This window comes from Brevibacterium marinum (assembly GCF_011927955.1).
Lineage (GTDB): Bacteria > Actinomycetota > Actinomycetes > Actinomycetales > Brevibacteriaceae > Brevibacterium > Brevibacterium marinum.
In genome coordinates this window covers 2,890,200-2,907,552 of the sequence record NZ_JAATJN010000001.1, presented here as the reverse complement: position 1 = coordinate 2,907,552, position 17,353 = coordinate 2,890,200, and the positions used below count along the sequence as shown (strand labels likewise).

Below are 17,353 nucleotides of genomic sequence, written 5' to 3'. Positions count from 1 at the left end.
TCCACCTTGTGATCCTGAGACACGGTATTTTTGTGCACAGGATGAATGAGCGCGGCGGCCACGGTGGGCCTGTCGGCGCCGGATCGGCTGAGGAGGGTCGCTGTGGAGGACATCATCGTCACCATCGCGGTCGCCCTGGCACTCGGCCTGATCGCCTACGAAGGTCGGATTCCTCGGCGCAGGATTTCTCCTCCACTCCCTCGACGTCACCGCCTTCGCCGGACTCGAGCAGGTCTCCGACCTCGGAGTGATTCTTCTGCTCTTCACGATCGGACTGAAGTTCGATCTGCGCTCGCTGCTTCAGCCCGAGGCCTTCGGCACTGCCGCACTCCATATGCTCACGAGCGTTGTCGTCGGCGCCGGCACGATCGGACTCGCTGCGGTCATCGGGCTCGTGACCTTGGGCGGCGGTCTGGGCACGGTGGGGCTGCTGGGGTTCGCACTCTCGTTCTCGTCGACGGTGCTCGTGGTCAAGGTGCTCGAGGACCGCTCCGACGACGGCTCGTACTATGGTCAGATCGCCATCGCCATCCTCGTCATCCAAGACATCGCGGCGGTCGCGTTCATCACCGTTGCGGGGGAGGAGCCGCCGAGCCCGTGGGGCTTCGCTCTGGTTCTCGTGGTTCCCGCGGCATGGGTGCTGCGCCGCATCCTCGATCGCATCGGGCGAGGCGAGCTGCTCGTGCTGTTCGGCGTGGTCATGGCGCTGGGGCCGGGCTACCTCGCCTTCGAGTCCGTGGGCATCCACGGCGACCTCGGCGCACTCGCCATGGGACTGCTCTTCGCCAGCCATCCCAGATCCACCGAACTGTCCAAGTCCCTGTTCAGCGTTAAGGAGCTCTTCCTCGTCGCCTTCTTCGTGACCATCGGCCTCCAGGCGATTCCGACCTGGGCCGATCTGGCCCTGGCGCTGATCCTGTGCGCAGTCCTCATCCCCTTCAACTTCCTCAGCTTCTACCTGATGGGGCGTCTCTTCGGCCTGCGCAACCGGACGAGCGTCCGCACCAGCCTGGCATTGAGCAACTTCTCCGAATTCGCGCTCATCGTCGTCGCGGTCGGAGTGGCCAACGGGGTGTTCGCAGACAATTGGCTGACCGTGACCGCATTGGCCGTGGCGATCGGCATGATCATCTCCTCACTGGCCAATGCCTACAGCCTGCAGATCGTGGCCCGCCTCGACGAGGTCCTGCCGGACGAGAACGAGGCCCGTCTGCGACCGACGGACCGTCCGATAGACACCGGTGCCGCCGAGGTGGTCGTGCTGGGTATGGGGCGCATCGGCGTCGGCGCCTACCAACGGCTCGTCGATCGGGGTGGCCTGTCGGTCATCGGCATCGACAACGACCACCTGGTGGTGGAGGAGCTCAAGCGCGATGAGTTCAATGTGCTGGAAGGCGACGCCACCGACCATGAGTTCTGGCACCGTCTGGTGGTAGGAGGAACGGCCCGCACGGTCATCCTGGCCATGGCAATCCACGACTCGAACACGTTCGCCCTCGACCAGCTGCGGATCGCCGGCTTCGACGGCACCATCGCCGCGGTCGTGCAGCGCCAAGGCCAAGTCGGTCATTTCACCGAGGCCGGGGTCCACGCAGTCGTCAACATCTACAGCGGCTCAGGCGCGGCAGTCGCCGATGCTGCGATGAATCCGCCGACCGGCCGAAGGCCCGATGGCGACGCCAGCCACACCGAAGGCTGACCGTCGGCGGTTGCGTTGCACCGGGGCAGCGAACTCCGCTAAGATGGGCTGCTGTTGTGCCTGCAAGCTAAAGGCGGTCGGTGCGAGCGGATCTCGACGCTCAATCCCTCCTTCCCATCCGGGGAAACAGCCGTTTCGACCAGGGCGAGAACCGATGGCCTGTCGAGACACACCATCATGATGAAAGGTAATACAGTGCCAGCACCAGCACGTAACCGCCGGATGACGCGCGTCTCGCGCGCTCTCGGCATGCCGCTGACCCCCAAGGCGGAGAAATACTTCGAACGTCGCCCCTATCCTCCGGGCGAGCACGGCCGGGCCCGCCGTCGCAACGACAGCGACTACTCGGTGCGTCTCAAGGAGAAGCAGCGTCTTCGCGCCCAGTACGGCATCCGCGAAGCTCAGATGCTCAAGATCTACAAGGAGTCCAGCCGCCTGTCCGGTCTGACCGGTGAGACCATGGTCGAACTCCTGGAATCGCGTCTCGACGCGCTGGTGCTGCGTTCGGGCTTCGCTCGGACCATCGCCCAGGCACGTCAGTTCGTCGTGCACCGTCACATCACCGTCGACGGTCAGCGGGTCGATCGTCCGTCCTTCCGCGTGAAGGAAGGACAGACCATCCAGGTCCACCCCCGCAGCGCATCGATGGATCCGTTCCAGGTCGCCGCCGCCGGTGGACACAAGGATGTCCTCCCTGCAGTTCCGGGCTACCTCAACGTCAACCTCGAAGGTCTGCAGGCCACCCTGCTTCGTCGCCCCAAGCGCGAAGAGGTTCCAGTGACCGTCGAGGTTCAGCTGGTCGTCGAGCACTACTCGCGCTGATCACCCTCCCGAGGGATCGCACGACATCAACTGCCCGGAACTCGATGTTCCGGGCAGTTGTGCATTCACCCCGCGGGTCGTCTGCGCGCAGCGTGGGCACCTCGCATAGTGTGGATGAGCCACTAAACTAACGACTGATGAGCGCACGAGTGCACGAGCAACATGTGAAAGGCCTTGGATGAAGACGGCAGAGATCAAACAGCGCTGGTTGGACTACTTCGAAGCGAATGGGCACGCGGTCGTCCCCTCGGCGTCGGTGATCAGCTCGGATCCATCGATTCTGTTCAACATCGCCGGGATGGTCCAGTTCATCCCGTATCTCACCGGACGGGAGCCCGCCCCGTTCAACCGTGCCACGAGCGTGCAGAAGTGCGTGCGCACCGGTGACATCGAAGAGGTCGGCCAAACCACACGCCATGGCACGTTCTTCCAGATGAACGGTAATTTCTCCTTCGGCGACTACTTCAAACGCGAAGCCATCCGCTTCGCCTGGGGCCTGCTCACGAACGCCGTCGCCGACGGCGGATTCGGCTTCGACAAGGACCGGCTGTGGGCGACCGTCCACGCCGACGACATCGAGACGATCGACCTGTGGCTCGAGGAGACCACTGTTCCGCGCGAGCGCATCCAGCCGCGCGGCAATGAGGACAACTTCTGGCATACGGGGCAGCCAGGCCCCGGCGGCTACTGCTCCGAGATCTACTTCGATCGCGGCCCCGAGTACGGCGTCGACGGGGGGCCCGTGGCCGATGAGGACCGCTATATCGAGATCTGGAACCTCGTGTTCATGGAATTCGAACTCAGCGAGGTCCGGTCCAAGGTCGACTTCGACATCGCCGGTGAGCTTCCCGCGAAGAACATCGACACCGGCATGGGCCTCGAACGTGTCGCGTTCCTGCTCCAGGGCGTCGAGAACATGTACGAGATCGACGAGGTGTTCCCCGTCATCGCCGCCGCCAGCCGACTCTCGGGACACACATATGGCGTCGATCATGAGCCGGATGTGCAGATGCGCGTCGTCGCCGATCACGTCCGCTCCTCGCTCATCATCATCGGCGACGGAGTCAGGCCCGGAAACGAAGGCCGCGGCTACATCCTCCGTCGCCTGCTGCGCCGGGCCGTGCGCGCGATGCGCCTCCTCGGCGTCAAGGACGAGGTCCTGCCGGAGCTGCTGCCCGTGTCCATGGAGGCCATGAAGCTGTCCTACCCCGAGCTGGAAGTGGAATTCGATCGCATCTCCCGCATCGCCTATGCCGAGGAGAAGGCCTTCCTGCGGACCCTGGAATCGGGCACGCAGCTGTTCCAGAACGCGGCCGACTCGCTGTCGGGTTCAGACAGCACCATCAGCGGCGACGTCGCCTTCGCCCTCCACGACACACACGGCTTCCCGATCGACCTCACGCTCGAAATGGCCTCCGAACAGGGCGTGCACGTCGACGAAGAGGGCTTCCGGACACTCATGGACGAGCAGCGCACGCGTGCCAAGGCCGATGCGAAGGCCAAGAAGGGCGGCGGACACACCGACCTCTCGGCCTATTCGGCGCTGCTCGAGGACGGAACATCCGAATTCGTCGGCTATGACAGGCTCGAAGCCGACTCCCGGGTGCGCGGAATCGTCGTCGACGGCCTCGCCCAGGAAGTCCTGACCCCAGGACAGAGTGCCGACCTCATCCTCGACCTGACCCCGTTCTACGCCGAGGCGGGCGGACAGCGCGCCGACATCGGACTCATCAAAGGCCATGGGTTCACCGCCCGTGTCCTCGACGTGCAGAACCCGGTCAAGGGCCTGCCCGCACATAGGGTCGAAGTCATCGACGGTGAGATCCGCGTCGGGGCAGAGGTCCTGGCCGTCGTCGACCACGACCACAGATTCCAAGGCTCACAGGCCCACACCGCCACCCACCTCGTCCATGCCGCGCTCCGGGAGATCCTCGGCACGCACGCCGTGCAGGCCGGATCGATGAACCAACCCGGCTACATGCGCTTCGACTATTCGTTCCCTGAGGCTCCGAGTCAGCAGATGCGCGCGGAGATCGAGGACGTCGCCAACCTCGCCGTGCGTTCGAACTATGAGGTCGGCACCGAATACCTGCCGTTCGAGGACGCCAGGAAGTCCGGCGCGATGGCGCTCTTCGGCGAGAAGTACCCGAACGTCGTGCGCGTCGTCGACATCGGCGGACCGTTCTCCCGTGAGCTCTGCGGCGGCACCCACGTCGGTGCGTCTTCGGAGGTCGGACCGATCTCCGTGCTCTCCGAAGCCTCCGTGGGGTCGGGAGTGCGCCGCATCGAAGCCGCCGTGGGCATGGACGCCTTCCGCTCCCTGGCCGCCGAACGCACCATCGTCTCCTCGCTCTCGGACATGCTCAAGGTGCCCGGGACCGATGTGAGAGAGCGCGTCGCCGAGCTGATGGGCAAGCTCAAGGACGCGGAGAAGGAGATCGCACGGTTGAACTCCCAGCAGCTGCTGGCCTCGGCGGGGAAGTTCCTCGACAGCGCCGAGACCGTGGGATCGACGCTGTTCGTCGTCGCCGAGCTCGGCGACGTGTCCAACGCAGGAGACATCCGCACGGTCGTGACCGACCTGCGGGCCCGCGTGTCCGAACGCTCCGCCGTGGTCCTGGGCATCGGAACCAGCAATGGAAAACCGGTCGTCGTGGTCGCCACGACCGCGGCCTCACGCGAGGACGGCCGCCAGGCCGGGAAACTCGTGTCCCTGGCCTGTGGCGAGCTCGGCGGCGGTGGCGGCGGCAAACCCGATCTCGCGCAGGGCGGCGGCAGCGACGCGGCCGCGATTCCCGCTGCCATCGCAGCGGTCAAGGCAGCCCTCCAGTGAGCTTCCGCCGAGGCCGACGTCTGGGCCTCGACATCGGTTCGGTACGCATCGGGGTGGCCGCCTGCGACCCCGATGGCATCCTCGCCACACCGCTGAGCGTCATCCGACGCAGCGACGAACCTGCAGCGCTGCGGCAGCTGCGTGAGATCGTCGGCGAATACGAACCGATCGAGCTGCTCATCGGCGACCCGAAGTCCCTCGACGGGGCGGCCCGTGCTGCGGCCGTGAGCGCACTGGAGTTCGCCAGGCGGATCAGCCTCGCCACCGCGACGGCGATCCGGCTCGTCGACGAGCGCTTCACCACGGTCGAGGCCCATCATGCTCTCGCCGCGGCGGGGAAGAACTCCCGGCAGAGACGCGAGATCGTCGATGCCCAGGCCGCCGTGATCATTCTGCAGAACGCCCTCGAATTCGAACACAACACCGGTGCACCCGCCGGTCGAGCAATGCCCGACGAGGAGAGTGACCTATGAGCCCGTTCCCAGGTGAGTTCTCAGAGGACGAAGGGCTGACCCGGGCCGACCTCAAAGCCAAGAAGCACAGGCGAATGCTGCGCAGACGTCGCACGACTGCCATCGTCGTCATCTGTGTCCTCGTATTCGGCATCGGAGGGTTCTTCGGCGTCCGGGCCGCGGGCGGGGTCTTCGATGACCTGTTCGGGCCCAAGGGCGACTACGACGGCGCGGGCACCAGCGAGGTGTCCGTCGAGATTCCACCGGGTGCGTCTGCACGGTCCGTGGCCAACCAGCTCGTCGAAGCAGGTGTGATCATGAACTCCGAGCCGTTCCTCGACGAGGTCGAACGGCGCGATATCACGATCCAGGCCGGCCCGATCATCCTGCGCGAGAAGATGAGTTCCGAAGCGGCAGTGGAGGCATTCGTCAATCCGATCAAACCGCCCAGGATCACCATCGCAGAAGGTCGCCAGATCGACCAGATCAAGGCCGCGATGGTCGAGTCGGGCATGAAGGCCGAAGAGGTCGACAAGGCCATCGACGACAAGACTCCGAAGGACTACGGTCTCGACGTCGATGCCCCCAGCCTCGAGGGATATCTGTATCCGGCCACCTACGACCTCGACAAGGACAGGACCGCCGAGGACATCGTGTCCCGGATGGTCGACAAGACGAAGCTCGAGATCGAGGAGGCCGACATCGACCCCGACGAGGTGAATCGGGTCATGACTCTGGCCAGCCTCGTCGAAATCGAGTCCCCCGGTGACGAAGAGGTCAGGAAGAAGGTCGCCCGCGTCTTCCTCAATCGCATCTCCGCTGAGTCGAAGACCGGCCAGCTGCTCCAGTCGGACGCGACCGTGGCCTACATCCATGGTGCTCGCGGTGACCTGACGACGACGAAGGAGGAACGCGAGTCGGACAGTCCGTACAACACCTACAAGAAGAAGGGGCTGCCTCCGGGCCCGATCAATTCGCCCAGCTCCGGCGCCGTCGAAGCGGCACTCCATCCGACGAAGGGCGACTGGCAGTTCTTCGTCGCCACGAACCCCGACACGGGGGAGACCAAGTTCGCGGAAACCTTCGACGAGCACAAGAAGAACGTCGAGATCTACCGGAAATGGCTCAAAGAGCACGACGGCGGGGGAGAATGACGATCTCGGCTGCCGTGCTCGGACGACCGATCACCCATTCCAAATCACCGCTGCTCCACCGCGCGGCGTTCCGGGCGCTCGGCCTCGATGAAGCCCAATATCGCAGCTTCGACCTCGGCGTCGACGAGCTCGACTCCTTCCTCGCCTCTCATCGGGACCAGATCGGGTTCTCGCTGACGATGCCGTTGAAGGAACGACTCGTCGAACTCGCGCACATCCACGGTTGGGAACTCGATGACACGGCAGGCCTGACCGGAGTGGCGAACACGCTCGTGCGCAGGGACACGACGACGCTGGTGTCGAACACCGACGTACAGGGAATCGTCCGAGCCCTCGAACCGAGCCTGGGCTCGCGCAGGCGCCCCGCCGAGGCCAGCGACCGGGCCACCGTCCTCGGTGCCGGGGCCACCGCGGCCTCGGCGCTGCTGGCCTGCCGTGAGCTGGGAATGACCACGGTGGAATTCCTGGTCAGGAACCCTGATCGCGCCGACCACGTCCTCGAACTCGGCCGAGGGCTCGGAATGTCGGTGAGCACCGCGCCCCTGTCCCTGATCGCCCCCTCGGCCCTCGTCATCTCGACACTGCCCGCCGAGGCGGTTCCCGAGCTCCGTTGGTCGCCCGGCCGCGACGGTGGTGTGGCCCTCGACGTGGCCTACGCATCGGAATCGAGCTTCCTGCGTGCCGCCGAAACACATGGGCTCACGCCGATCGAAGGGACCATGATGCTGGTCGAACAGGCCGTCGCCCAGTCCGCAATGTTCGTCGCCGCAGCCGGGGACCGGGCCACGAGCGGGAACGACCCCGAGGATGAGAACCTGCGCAGCATCATCGCGGAGGCCATGTATCGGGCGCTGGACGGGCAGAGCGCCTCGGCGCACGGCTGAGGAGGAAGACGCAGCGTGGTCGACGCAGAGGTTCTGCACGGCATGCTCATCGGGCTGACGACTCTCATCAGCGCCGCCACGGGCCTGCTGCTGGAGAAGACGAGAGCCTGGTGGCTCGCCGACGATGCCCACTTCGGGGTCGTCTCTCGGGCACGCTCGGCGCGGGGGCCCGTGCTGGTGATCGCCGGCATCCTCATCGCCGCCGGCGCCGTGCTGCTCTTTCCCTTCAGCCATGTCATACCCGTCGACTCGGGAACGGGTGCCTTTGCGCCCGGCAGCGCAGGTACCGTCGACCCCGGGACACCGAATTCGGCAGACATCATCCTGCTCGGTCTCATCCTCGGCATCGTCGCGGCGGCGACTCCGTTCCTCATCACCGCCGACACACTCGTCCGCCGTCTGCCGGATCGGCTCGTCTACCCGCTCATCGTCGTCTGTCTGCTCACCCTTGTCCTCGGATCGCTGATCGGGGAGCCGAGGATCTGGTTCTTCGGCCTCATCGCCGGCAGCGGTGCCGCTGGGGTCTTCGCCGCCCTCCACCTCGTCGGCAAGGTCCTGCACGTGCGCACCATGGGCCCAGGCGACGTCAAACTCGCCTTCGTCGTCTTCTCCGCTGCGGGCCTGTTCGACGCCTGGGCGCCGGCTCTCGTCCTCATCGCCATGATGCTCATCGCCGGGATATGGGCGCTCATCGCGGTCGCAGTCCAACGCCGGATGAGGGGGATCACGATCGCATTCGGGCCCGCCATGCTATCCGGAATGTGGTTGGGGTCGGTCCTAGCCCCGATCCTTTTGTAGAATCGGTTGAATGTTGAGATGGCTGACTGCAGGCGAATCCCACGGCGAAGCGCTGACCGGGATCATTGAAGGGCTTCCCGCCCATGTTCCGATCACCAGGGACGACATCCGCGCGCGCCTGGCTCGGCGCCGGTTGGGCTACGGCCGCGGGGCGCGAATGAAGTTCGAAGCGGACGAGGTCCGTCTGCTCGGCGGAGTGCGACACGGACTCACGCTCGGGTCGCCCGTGGCGGTCGAGGTGGGGAACACGGAATGGCCCAAATGGGAGACCGTGATGAGTCCCGACCCGATCGACGAGGCCGAACTCGCCGGTCAGGCCAGGAACGCCCCGCTGACCCGCCCTCGCCCGGGCCATGCGGACGTCGTCGGAATGCAGAAGTACGGCTTCGATGAGGCGCGGCCGATCCTCGAACGGGCCTCGGCCCGGGAGACGGCGATGCGCGTCGCGCTGGGCACCGTAGCCGCGAACTTCCTGGCCGAACTCGGCATCACGCTCGTCTCCCACACGGTGGCGATCGGGGGAGCGGAGAACTCGGCCGAATCGGCTGCCGAAGCCCCTCTGCCTCTGTCCTCCGACGTGGACGCGCTCGACGCCGACCCCGTCCGCTGCTTCGACCCCGATCTGTCGGCGCGCATGGTGGCCGAGATCGACACGGCGAAGAAGGCCGGTGACACCCTCGGCGGAGTCGTCGAGGTCCTCGTCTACGATCTGCCGCCCGGCCTGGGCTCACACGTGCACTGGGACCGCCGCCTCGACGGACGGCTCGCCGGAGCCCTGATGGGCATCCAGGCGATCAAGGGCGTCGAAGTCGGCGACGGCTTCCTCACTGCGAAGCGTCCGGGGTCGGCCGCCCACGACGAACTGGCCGTCGGCGACGACGGCTTCCACCGCGTGAGCAACCGGGCCGGTGGAACCGAGGGCGGCATGTCCACTGGCTCCCCGCTGCGCGTGCGTGCGGGCATGAAGCCCATCGCCACGGTCCCACGCGCCTTGGCGACCGTCGACGTCGCCACCGGTGAACCCGCGAAGGCCAACCATCAGCGCTCGGATGTGTGCGCGGTTCCGGCGTCCGGGGTCGTCGCGGAGGCGATGGTCGCGCTCGTCCTTGCCGAGGCCGTGGTGGAGAAGTTCGGCGGCGACTCCGTGGCCGAGACCAAACGGAACCTGGACGCCTATGCGGCCTCCATTCCGGAGAACCTCCACATCGACCGATGACACAACGCCCGCACCCGAAACCGGTTCCGCCACTGGAGCCGGTCCCGGCCGCGCAGTCGCGCATCGTCCTCACCGGCCCGCCCGCCGCCGGCAAATCCACGATCGGCCGCCTCCTCGCCGACCGCCTCGATCTGCCGCTCATCGACACGGACGCGAACATCGTCGACAAGTACGGCGTCATCGGCGAGATCTTCGTCGAGCGCGGTGAGGACCACTTCCGACGCATCGAACGCGAGGTCGTCCGCCGTGCCCTGCGGCGACTGCTCGACCGGCCGGGCATCGTCTCCCTCGGCGGGGGAGCGATCCTCAACTCGGGGACCCGCGCCCAATTGGGCCACCACGCGATCAAGGTCGTGCACATCGACATCGATGTCGACACGGTCATCACCCGGCTCAACTCCCCGCACCGGCCACTGCTGCGCGGTGCCGGCACTCCGGTGGAGAATTGGCTGGCATTGGTCAAGGAGCGTGAGCCCCTCTACGATCAGGTCGCGACCTTCCGCGTCCACGCCTCGAACTCACATCCCTCGACGATCGTCAACCGCGTCGTCGATGTCCTCACCGGCCTGCAGCGGGCCGAGGAGTATGCCAAGTACTCGGGCCGCGAAGTCGAGAGTTAGGCTTGAGGACGCAACGGTTACAGCGCTCGGTAGCCGCCCGGCCGTCATGCCCGGCGGCAGCAAAGGGGAAAGTGCACGAATGACTCTCACACGCATCAACGTCGAAGCCGGCGGGAACTACCCGGTTCTCGTGGGGCAGGGACTCATGGGCGAGCTGCCCGAGCTCCTCGGCCCCCGGGCGGAGAAGGTGCTCGTCATCCACCCTCGGGCTCTGCGGGCCACGGGAGAGACCGTCCGTGACGACCTGCGCGCCACCGGCCTCGACGCGATCGTCGCGGAGATCCCCGATGCCGAAGAGGCCAAGCACGTCCAGGTGGCCGCTTTCTGCTGGCAGGTGCTTGGCCAGAGCGACTTCACCCGCACCGACGCCATCATCACCGTCGGCGGGGGAGCGGTCTCCGACCTCGGCGGATTCGTCGCCGCCACCTGGCTGCGCGGCATCTCCGTCATCCACATCCCCACAACGGTGCTGGGCATGGTCGATGCCTCGATCGGCGGCAAGACCGGCATCAACACGGCAGAGGGCAAGAACCTCGTCGGCTCCTTCCATGCCCCGTCCGGCGTCCTCGTCGACCTCGACACCCTGCAGACCCTGCCGGAGAACGAACTCTTCACCGGACTCGCCGAGGTCGTCAAGACCGGATTCATCGCCGACCCCGGAATCCTCGACCTCGTGAGCAGCCACTCGAAGGACGAGATCGCCCAGGTGGACGGTCCCGTCCTGCGTGAGCTCATCGAACGCTCCATCACGGTCAAGGCCGAGGTCGTCGCCGACGACTTCGAAGAGTCCGGACGCCGGGAGATCCTCAACTACGGCCACACCCTCGCCCACGCGATCGAACACAAGGAGCGCTACCAGTGGCGCCACGGTGCCGCCGTGTCCGTGGGCATGGTCTTCGCCGCGGAGGTGGCCGCGATGGTCAAGAGCCTTCCGATCGAGACCGTCGACCTCCACCGTGAGCTGCTGAGCAAGCTCGGTCTGCCCACCACCTATCGGGCCGATGTCTGGCCCCAGCTGCTGGAGACGATGAAGCGGGACAAGAAGGCGCGCGGATCCATGCTGCGCATGGTCCTCCTCGGCGACGTGGCAGCGCCCGCGACGGTGGAGATCCCCGACATCTCCATCCTGCACACCGCCTATCAGGAGATCGGAGTGGATTCGCCGCGGGTCATGCTCGGCACGGACCTCACCTGAGGGGCCTGAGGTGCACCGTCATGGACGAGCTTGCTAGAATTGCTGTTTGGCGAAACTGCCAGACACATCTGATCACCTCGCGGTGGCCAAGACTGACACGAAGAAGGACGGATTAGTGGCGACAACCAACGACCTGAAGAACGGCCTTGTGCTCAACATCGACAAGCAGCTGTGGCAGGTGCTGGAGTTCCAGCACGTCAAGCCCGGAAAGGGACCGGCCTTCGTCCGGACCAAGCTCAAGAACGTGCTCTCCGGCAAAAGCATCGACAAGACGTTCAACGCCGGCACCAAGGTCGAGACAGCCAATGTCGACCGTCGCGATATGCAGTACCTCTACAATGACGGCACCGACTTCATCTTCATGGATGCCGAGGACTACGACCAGGTCGCGCTGTCTCCCGAGCTCGTCGGCGACGCCGCCCACTACATGCTCGAGAACCAGAATCTGCAGGTCTCCTTCCACGAGGGAACCGCGCTGTCGGTGGAGCTGCCACCCTCGGTAGAGCTCGTCATCACGCACACCGAACCCGGCCTGCAGGGCGACCGCTCGACGGGCGGATCGAAGTCGGCGACCCTGGAGACCGGCTACGACATCCAGGTGCCGCTGTTCCTCGAAGAGGGCACCAAGGTCAAGGTCGATACCCGCAGCGGCGACTACCTGGGCCGCGTCAAGTAAGTGTCAGCGCGCACGCGGGCTCGCCGCAGGGCCCTGGAGCTGATGTTCGAGGCCGGACAGCGGCGTCTCGACATCGATCAGGTCGTGACCATGCGGTCCAACGACCCCGAATACCCGATGAAGGCCTACGCGGTGGAGATCGTCGACGGAATCACGAGCCACCGCGAGGAGATCGATGAGATCATCGCCACCTATGCTCAGGGGTGGACCTTGGAGCGGATGCCGGCCGTCGACCTGGCTCTGCTCCAGATCGGGACCTGGGAGATCCTCTTCAACGACGAGGTGCCCGACAAGGCCGCGATCGATGAGGCGGTCTCCCTGGCCAAACAGTTCTCGACGGATGACTCGCCCGGTTTCGTCTCGGGGCTGCTCTCGCGCATCCTCGACGTCAAGCCGACGCTGATCTGAGGCACGACCTCAAGTCGGACATCGCGAGTCCGGAATCCGGACTCGCGGATCGATCTCGCCCATCGGGGCTACAATCGAATCGAACCACTCCTTTAACCACCGTCCGGAGAGGCGGAGAAGGGGAAGCATGACGCAGCGAACAGTGCTCGATGCTCCAGACATGAAGCGGGCGACGACCCGCATCGCCCATGAGATCATCGAGTCGAACAAGGGCAGCGACGACCTCGTGCTCCTCGGCATCCCGCGACGCGGGGTCCCCCTGGCCAGGCGCCTGGCCGAGCAGATCGCGGCCATCTCGGTCCCCGAGAAGGTGGGCGAACTCGCCGGAAGCCTCGACATCACGATGTATCGCGATGACCTGCGCAGCGGCGCATACCGAGCCCCCGAACCCACTGCGATACCGGCCGGGGGCATCGACTCGAAGACCGTCGTCCTCGTCGACGACGTGCTCTTCTCCGGTCGGACGATCCGCGCCGCGCTCGACGCCCTGTCCGACCTGGGCCGTCCGGCGAAGGTCCGCCTCGCCGTCCTCGTCGACCGGGGACACCGCGACCTGCCGATCCGCGCCGACCACGTCGGGAAGAACCTGCCCACCTCGAGCAGCGAACGTGTCAACGTCTCCCTGGCCGAAATCGACGGTGAGGACCTGGTCGCCATCTCGGGAGGCCGCGATTGAAGCACCTCCTCGACACCGCCTCCCTGAGCCGAGAGGAGGCCATCGCGATCCTCGACATCGCCGAGGAGATGACCCAGGTCTCCGAACGCGAGGTCAAGAAGCTGCCGGTCCTGCGCGGACGCACCGTGGTCAACCTGTTCTTCGAGGACTCGACGCGGACCCGCCTGTCCTTCGAGGCAGCGGCGAAACGGCTCTCCGCCGATGTCCTCAACTTCTCCGCGAAGGGCTCATCCGTGTCCAAGGGGGAGAGCCTGCAGGACACCATCCAGACGATCTCCGCCATGGGCGCCGATGCTCTCGTCGTCCGACACGCCGGCTCGGGCACACCGCATCGTCTCGCCCACACCGGTTGGATCGACGTTCCCGTCGTCAACGCCGGCGACGGCACCCACGAACACCCCACCCAGGCTCTGCTCGACGCCTTCACCCTGCGCCGCGCCCTCGGCGGCTTCTCCGGCTCGGGCGTCGTCAAGGACGGCCCGCGGGGACGGGGGCTCGACGGCGCGAAGATCGCCATCGTCGGTGACGTCCTTCACTCACGAGTGGCCCGTTCGAACGTCCACCTGCTGGCCCACCTCGGTGCCGAAGTCCACCTCGTCGCGCCCCCGACGCTCCTGCCCTGGGGTGTTGAGACGTGGCCGGTGACATTGCACTACGACCTCGACGAGGCTCTGCACAGCGGCGACTATGCGGCAGTGATGATGCTGCGAGTCCAGCACGAGCGCATGCACGAATCGTTCTTCCCCAACGAACGCGAATACGCCCGACTGTGGGGCCTGTCAGCGGCCCGGCTCGCCGGACTGCCGAAGGAGACATTCATCATGCACCCAGGGCCGATGAACCGCGGCTTCGAGATCTCAGCGGCAGCCGCCGACTCACCGCGCGCCCTCATCCTCGACCAGGTCGAGAACGGAGTGAGCGTGCGAATGGCGGTCCTGTACCGTCTCTTGACAGGTCAGGAGGAGACCAATGACTGATTATCTGATCCGCGGCGCCGATGTGCTGGGCCGAGGAGTCGCCGATATCGCGATCAAGGACTCGACGATCGTCGACCCCGATCTGCTCGATCCCGAAGACAGCAGCATCGAAGTCGTCTCCGCCACCGGGCTCATCGCCCTGCCCGGCCTCGTCGACATGCACACACACCTGCGGGAGCCCGGCAAAGAGGACGCCGAGACGATCCTGAGCGGATCGCGCTCGGCGGCCTCGGGCGGGTTCACATGCGTCCATGCCATGGCGAACACAGCCCCCGTCGCGGACACCGCCGGCGTCGTCGAACAGGTCCACCGGCTCGGCCGCACCGCCGGCTACACCGAGGTCGTGCCCATCGGGGCCGTGACCGTCGGACTGGCTGGTCAGAACCTCGCCGAGATCGGAGCCATGGCCCGGTCCGCGGCTCGAGTCCGGATCTTCTCCGATGACGGAATCTGCGTCTCGGACCCGCTGCTCATGCGCAGGGCACTCGAATACGTCAAGACCTTCGACGGAGTCATCGCCCAACACGCCCAGGAGCCGCGCCTGACCGAGGGCGCGCAGATGAACGAAGGCGTCGTCTCGGCCGAGCTGGGACTGCCGGGCTGGCCCGCCGTGGCGGAGGAATCGATCATCGCCCGGGACGTGCTCCTGGCCGAACACGTCGGCTCGCGCCTGCACATCTGCCACGTGTCCACCAAGGGCAGCGTCGACATCATCAGATGGGCGAAGGCCAGAGGCGTGGAGATCACAGCGGAGGTCACACCGCATCACCTGATGCTCACCGACGAACTCGTGCGCAGCTTCGACCCCGTCTACAAGGTCAACCCGCCGCTGCGCACAGAAGCCGACGTCACCGCCCTGCGCGAGGCCCTGGCCGACGGCACGATCGACATCATCGGCACCGACCACGCCCCGCACACCGCCGAGCACAAATGCAGCGAATGGACGGCGGCGGCCATGGGAATGGTGGGCATGGAGACGGCGCTGCCCATCGTCGTCGAAGCGATGCGCGACTATGACTTCGACTTCGGCGATCTGGCCCGCGTCATGTCCGCGAGCCCGGCACGGATCACCGGAGCGACGGGACACGGCAGCCTCGAGATCGGCGCCAGCGCGAACATCGTCCTCGTCGATCCCGACTCGTCGCACACCATCGTGCCCGACGAGCATGCGACGAAGGGCCGCAACAGCCCGTTCGCCGGACTCGAGGTCGCCACCTCGATCACGGACACCTTCTTCTACGGCCACCGGGTGCTCTCCGGCGGCCGACTCAGCACACCCCACCCGGCAGGAGCATCATGGACAGACCAGTGAGCGTCATCATCATCGCAGTCGTCTTCGTCCTCCTGATCCTCGCGATCACCTGGGGCTGGAGCCGACGGAAGAAGAACCAGGCCGAGGTGCCGCAGCCGGCGAAGCCGCACATGGGCATCAAACCCCTCGCCGACCCCGTCGAAGGCTCCTATGTGTCGACGACCCTGGCCGGATCCCCGCTCGAACGAGTGGCCGTCCACGGCCTGGGCATCCGGACCACCGGCGAGATCGTCATCACCGACGGGGGAGTGGTCATGGATCTGGCGGGCCGCGAGGACTTCCTGATCCCCAGGCGCGACATCGTCTCCGTCGACACCACCGCCGGCATGATCGGCAAATTCGTCGAACGCGGCGGCATCGTGCGCATCACGTGGCGACTGGGGGAGACCCTCGTCGACACCGGCTTCCGCGCCCGCTACGCCGCCAGCACCACCCCCACCGTCGACCGCATCCGCGAAATGATCGAAGAGGCACAATGAGACTGTCCACCACCCCCGCCGTCCTCGTCCTCGAAGACGGACGCACCTTCCGCGGCTCCGCCTACGGCGCCATCGGCGAGACCCTCGGCGAAGCGGTCTTCGTCACCGCGATGTCGGGCTACCAGGAGACCCTCACCGATCCCTCCTACCATCGTCAGATCGTCATTCAGACCGCGCCGCACATCGGCAATACGGGCATCACCGATGACGACGACGAATCGGCGAAGATCTGGGTCGCCGGCTACGTCGTCCGTGACGCCTCCCGCATCTCCTCGAACTGGCGCTCCATCGGAGACCTGTCCACCCGCCTCGAACACTCGGGCATCGTCGGCATCAGCGACGTCGACACCCGCGCCCTGACCCGGCACCTGCGCGAAGCAGGAGCCATGCGCATGGGCATCTTCTCCGGACCAGCCGCCGACGCCGCTGCCGACGAGCTGCTGGCCAAAGTACAGGGATCGCCGCACATGGCGGGGGCGAAACTGGCCGAAGAGGTCTCGATCACTCAACCGAAGCTGATCCCTGCAGTGGGCGAGAAGAGGTTCAGCGTCGCCGCCGTGGACCTGGGCATCAAATCGATGACTCCCGAACGGCTGAGCGAACGCGGCATCGACGTCCACCTTCTGCCCGCGACGACGAGCTTCGCCGAGATCCAGGCGTTGGGAGTCGACGGGGTCTTCTTCTCGAACGGCCCCGGCGACCCGGCAACCGCCGACGCACAGGTCGAACTCCTGCGCGAGGTGCTCGCTGCCGAGGTCCCGTTCTTCGGAATCTGCTTCGGCAATCAGCTCCTGGGCCGGGCGCTGGGATTCGGGACGTACAAACTGCCCTTCGGTCACCGCGGCATCAACGTCCCCGTCATGGACCGCACCACCGACAAGGTCGAGATCACCTCGCAGAACCACGGCTTCGCCGTCGACGCACCTCTGGAGGGCGAGACGCAGGCCCCACACGATGCGAGCTACGGGCGGGTCACCGTCTCCCACGTGTGTCTCAACGACAACGTGGTCGAAGGCCTCCAGTGCCTCGACACTCCCGCCTTCTCGGTGCAGTTCCACCCTGAAGCCGCCGCCGGACCCCACGATTCGAGCTACCTGTTCGATCGTTTCATCGACCTCATGTCCGCTTCCCAGGTCACACAGGCCTAAGGAG

At 66.1% G+C, this 17,353-nt stretch carries 17 protein-coding genes and 1 pseudogene; all 18 read left to right on the top strand.

Annotation, left to right across the window (positions count from 1 at the left end; genetic code table 11):
* Positions 1 to 229 precede the first annotated feature (229 nt).
* Positions 230 to 1,075 (top strand): annotated as a pseudogene (locus tag BKA07_RS19825) (cation:proton antiporter domain-containing protein); the annotation flags it as partial.
* 48 nt (positions 1,076 to 1,123) lie between these two features.
* A complete protein-coding gene (locus BKA07_RS19820; protein ID WP_342449147.1) occupies positions 1,124 to 1,699 on the top strand; it encodes an NAD(P)-binding protein in 576 nt (191 codons plus the stop codon).
* Between the two features lie 222 nt (positions 1,700 to 1,921).
* Complete coding sequence (gene rpsD / locus BKA07_RS12905) at positions 1,922 to 2,521, top strand: 30S ribosomal protein S4 (protein ID WP_209044276.1); 600 nt, start codon at positions 1,922 to 1,924, stop codon at positions 2,519 to 2,521.
* Between the two features lie 178 nt (positions 2,522 to 2,699).
* Complete coding sequence (gene alaS, locus BKA07_RS12900; protein WP_167951249.1) at positions 2,700 to 5,354, top strand: alanine--tRNA ligase; 2,655 nt, start codon at positions 2,700 to 2,702, stop codon at positions 5,352 to 5,354.
* Complete coding sequence (gene ruvX / locus BKA07_RS12895) at positions 5,351 to 5,827, top strand: Holliday junction resolvase RuvX (protein ID WP_167951248.1); 477 nt, start codon at positions 5,351 to 5,353, stop codon at positions 5,825 to 5,827. Before alaS ends, ruvX begins: the two co-directional genes overlap by 4 nt.
* Positions 5,824 to 6,960: an endolytic transglycosylase MltG gene (gene mltG, locus BKA07_RS12890; RefSeq protein ID WP_167951247.1), complete on the top strand. Its 1,137-nt coding sequence runs from the start codon at positions 5,824 to 5,826 to the stop codon at positions 6,958 to 6,960. Before ruvX ends, mltG begins: the two co-directional genes overlap by 4 nt.
* Complete coding sequence (locus tag BKA07_RS12885; RefSeq protein ID WP_167951246.1) at positions 6,957 to 7,844, top strand: shikimate dehydrogenase family protein; 888 nt, start codon at positions 6,957 to 6,959, stop codon at positions 7,842 to 7,844. Before mltG ends, BKA07_RS12885 begins: the two co-directional genes overlap by 4 nt.
* 15 nt (positions 7,845 to 7,859) lie before the next feature.
* Positions 7,860 to 8,642: an A24 family peptidase gene (locus BKA07_RS12880; RefSeq protein ID WP_167951245.1), complete on the top strand. Its 783-nt coding sequence runs from the start codon at positions 7,860 to 7,862 to the stop codon at positions 8,640 to 8,642.
* 10 nt (positions 8,643 to 8,652) lie between these two features.
* Positions 8,653 to 9,858 (top strand): chorismate synthase, encoded by a 1,206-nt coding sequence (gene aroC / locus BKA07_RS12875; RefSeq protein ID WP_167951244.1) that lies wholly within the window; start codon positions 8,653 to 8,655, stop codon positions 9,856 to 9,858.
* The gene (locus BKA07_RS12870) at positions 9,855 to 10,478 is read left to right on the top strand and encodes a shikimate kinase (protein WP_167951243.1); all 624 of its coding nucleotides are present in this window, start codon (positions 9,855 to 9,857) and stop codon (positions 10,476 to 10,478) included. Before aroC ends, BKA07_RS12870 begins: the two co-directional genes overlap by 4 nt.
* A 79-nt stretch (positions 10,479 to 10,557) precedes the next feature.
* The gene (gene aroB / locus BKA07_RS12865) at positions 10,558 to 11,673 is read left to right on the top strand and encodes a 3-dehydroquinate synthase (RefSeq protein WP_167951242.1); all 1,116 of its coding nucleotides are present in this window, start codon (positions 10,558 to 10,560) and stop codon (positions 11,671 to 11,673) included.
* 115 nt (positions 11,674 to 11,788) lie between these two features.
* Positions 11,789 to 12,349 (top strand): elongation factor P, encoded by a 561-nt coding sequence (efp, locus tag BKA07_RS12860; protein WP_167953186.1) that lies wholly within the window; start codon positions 11,789 to 11,791, stop codon positions 12,347 to 12,349.
* Entirely contained in the window at positions 12,350 to 12,757 is a 408-nt protein-coding gene (gene nusB, locus BKA07_RS12855; protein WP_167951241.1) for a transcription antitermination factor NusB, read from the top strand. It abuts the gene before it with no gap.
* Positions 12,758 to 12,884: 127 nt separating this feature from the next.
* On the top strand, positions 12,885 to 13,433 hold the full coding sequence (gene pyrR / locus BKA07_RS12850) for a bifunctional pyr operon transcriptional regulator/uracil phosphoribosyltransferase PyrR (RefSeq protein WP_167951240.1): 549 nt from the start codon (positions 12,885 to 12,887) through the stop codon (positions 13,431 to 13,433).
* A complete protein-coding gene (locus tag BKA07_RS12845) occupies positions 13,430 to 14,410 on the top strand; it encodes an aspartate carbamoyltransferase catalytic subunit (RefSeq protein WP_167951239.1) in 981 nt (326 codons plus the stop codon). Before pyrR ends, BKA07_RS12845 begins: the two co-directional genes overlap by 4 nt.
* A complete protein-coding gene (locus BKA07_RS12840) occupies positions 14,403 to 15,722 on the top strand; it encodes a dihydroorotase (RefSeq protein ID WP_167951238.1) in 1,320 nt (439 codons plus the stop codon). Before BKA07_RS12845 ends, BKA07_RS12840 begins: the two co-directional genes overlap by 8 nt.
* Positions 15,707 to 16,201 carry a PH-like domain-containing protein gene (locus BKA07_RS12835; RefSeq protein WP_167951237.1) on the top strand — a complete coding sequence of 165 codons (495 nt, stop codon included), beginning with the start codon at positions 15,707 to 15,709 and terminating at the stop codon, positions 16,199 to 16,201. Before BKA07_RS12840 ends, BKA07_RS12835 begins: the two co-directional genes overlap by 16 nt.
* Positions 16,198 to 17,349: a glutamine-hydrolyzing carbamoyl-phosphate synthase small subunit gene (gene carA / locus BKA07_RS12830; protein WP_167951236.1), complete on the top strand. Its 1,152-nt coding sequence runs from the start codon at positions 16,198 to 16,200 to the stop codon at positions 17,347 to 17,349. Before BKA07_RS12835 ends, carA begins: the two co-directional genes overlap by 4 nt.
* The last annotated feature ends 4 nt before the right edge of the window (positions 17,350 to 17,353 follow it).